Raw genomic sequence first — 3,046 nt, forward strand, 5'->3', positions numbered from 1 at the left:
TGGTTGATGTTGTAAATGGCCAAATTGTTACTGAAAATGGTCAGGTTAAACAAGGTCACTTAACTTGGACAGCTGATGGATCTACTAAGGATGAAGCAACCTTGAATGGCTATCCTGCTCCAAGTCTGGATGGCTACCATGTTGATGCGTTTTCTGCTATGTCCGCGGGCCAAAATGTCACTGCAGATAATGTGTCTGATGATGGAGCTGTTAAGAACATTACCGTCACTAATAACAGTAATAATATTGATGTAACTGTTGACTTAGTAAGTAATGGGACGAAGATTGTTGACCAACAAAATATTCCAGGATCACAAACTGTTAAGTTCGTCGATGAAAATGGTAATGAGTTAGCCAAGGCGGTTGTTGATCATACTGACTTTACTTACTCAGGTAACGTTATTGATACCCAAACTGGTAAAGTAATCACACAAGGTAAGTGGAACCAAGAAAGCTACCAATTTGGTAACGTTAAAGTGCCAGTAATTAAGGGTTATGTAGCAGATACGGCAACAGCTGGTGGCTTGCTTGCAAAAATTACAGATCCAAATGTTACCCAAACAGTTATCTACCATCAAGTTGGTAAGATTATTCCGGTCGACCCGAGTGGGAAGCCAATTCCTAATGTACCTCAACCGCCATATACTAATGATCCAAATAATCCAACTAAGGTGACACCAAATGAACCAGTTCCTGATATTCCGGGTTATGTTCCAAGCGTGCCAACTGTTACCCCGAACGACCCAACTAAAAATACGACCGTAATTTACAATAATACCGAAACCGCGATTGTAAATTACGTTGATCAAAGCGAAAACGATAAGTTGATTACGACTTCGGGGGACTTAACTGGTCCATCCGGTACTAAGATCGACTACAGTACTGCAGCTACAATCAAGCAATTGGAAGACCAAGGTTATGTCTTTGTAAGCAGTAATTATCCCGCAGACGCAACCTTTGATGATGACATGGGCAAGACTCAGGTTTACACAGTTGTGATGAAACACGGAACAACGACTTACAATCCAGAAAAGCCGGCAACTCCTGGCGAACCAATTAATCCTAACTATCCCGATGGTCCAAAGGTGACTAAGGAGGATGTTGATTATAGTAAGGATGTAACATCGACTGTTCACTATGAAGGTGCGGGTGGCAAGACTCCTGCTAATAATATTCAAAACGCGCAATGGACGCGGTCAATTACAGTTGATAACATTACAGGTAAAATCATTAGTACAACGGAATGGAAACCTAACAAGACAACTTATGACGATGTTAAAACTCCAGTTGTAGAAGGCTACCATGCTGATAAAGCGATCGTTCCCGCACAAAAGGTAACGATGGATGATTTAACGACAACGGTAACTTACTATCCAAATGGTCATATTATTCCAACCACTCCAGATGGTAAAGAGATTCCGAATGTCCCGCATCCGCAATACCCAACAAGTCCTAATGACCCAACAACCGTAGCTCCTAATGAGCCAGTTCCAAAAATCACAGGATACACGCCAACTGTACCAACCGTAACCCCAACTGATCCTGGTAAAGATACCCCCGTTGTATATAAGCAAATTCAACAGGCCGACTTAACAATTGTTGACCAAGACAATGATAATAAGCAAATTGAAGTATCAGGAATTATGACGGCCTTTATGGAGCAGGGAGACCAAGGAACGGCGATTACCTTTAACGGAATTGATAGTGCAATTAGTAGTTTGGAGAAGATCGGCTACGTTTATGTCAGTTCAACCTTTAAGCAAGGCGACCTCTTTGATAATCAAGATAACCAACCACAACGTTATATCATTGTGATGAAACACGGCATTGAAGAGGTAAATAAGAACAACCCGCATGATTTAACAGTCACTAAGACAATCACGCGAACAGTTAATTATATGGTTAACGGTAAGGCATCAGACCAGTTGCCGATGAAGACAGAAAGTGCTGGATTTACAGCTACTGGTTACTGGGATAAAGTCCTCAAACAACTGGTTGATGTTGTAAATGGCCAAATTGTTACTGAAAATGGTCAGGTTAAACAAGGTCACTTAACTTGGACAGCTGATGGATCTACTAAGGATGAAGCAACCTTGAATGGCTATCCTGCTCCAAGTCTGGATGGCTACCATGTTGATGCGTTTTCTGCTATGTCCGCGGGCCAAAATGTCACTGCAGATAATGTGTCTGATGATGGAGCTGTTAAGAACATTACCGTCACTAATAACAGTAATAATATTGATGTAACTGTTGACTTAGTAAGTAATGGGACGAAGATTGTTGACCAACAAAATATTCCAGGATCACAAACTGTTAAGTTCGTCGATGAAAATGGTAATGAGTTAGCCAAGGCGGTTGTTGATCATACTGACTTTACTTACTCAGGTAACGTTATTGATACCCAAACTGGTAAAGTAATCACACAAGGTAAGTGGAACCAAGAAAGCTACCAATTTGGTAACGTTAAAGTGCCAGTAATTAAGGGTTATGTAGCAGATACGGCAACAGCTGGTGGCTTGCTTGCAAAAATTACAGATCCAAATGTTACCCAAACAGTTATCTACCATCAAGTTGGTAAGATTATTCCGGTCGACCCGAGTGGGAAGCCAATTCCTAATGTACCTCAACCGCCATATACTAATGATCCAAATAATCCAACTAAGGTGACACCAAATGAACCAGTTCCTGATATTCCGGGTTATGTTCCAAGCGTGCCAACTGTTACCCCGAACGACCCAACTAAAAATACGACCGTAATTTACAATAATACCGAAACCGCGATTGTAAATTACGTTGATCAAAGCGAAAACGATAAGTTGATTACGACTTCGGGGGACTTAACTGGTCCATCCGGTACTAAGATCGACTACAGTACTGCAGCTACAATCAAGCAATTGGAAGACCAAGGTTATGTCTTTGTAAGCAGTAATTATCCCGCAGACGCAACCTTTGATGATGACATGGGCAAGACTCAGGTTTACACAGTTGTGATGAAACACGGAACAACGACTTACAATCCAGAAAAGCCGGCAACTCCTGGCGAACC

General features: G+C 41.6%; 1 protein-coding gene. It reads left to right on the top strand.

What is annotated here, in order from left to right; genetic code table 11:
- A partial coding sequence (locus tag H5S10_RS08065; protein ID WP_325064753.1) for a mucin-binding protein occupies positions 1-3,046 on the top strand: 3,046 nt, incomplete at both ends.

The sequence above is a fragment of the Limosilactobacillus balticus genome (assembly GCF_014145615.1).
GTDB lineage: Bacteria > Bacillota > Bacilli > Lactobacillales > Lactobacillaceae > Limosilactobacillus > Limosilactobacillus balticus.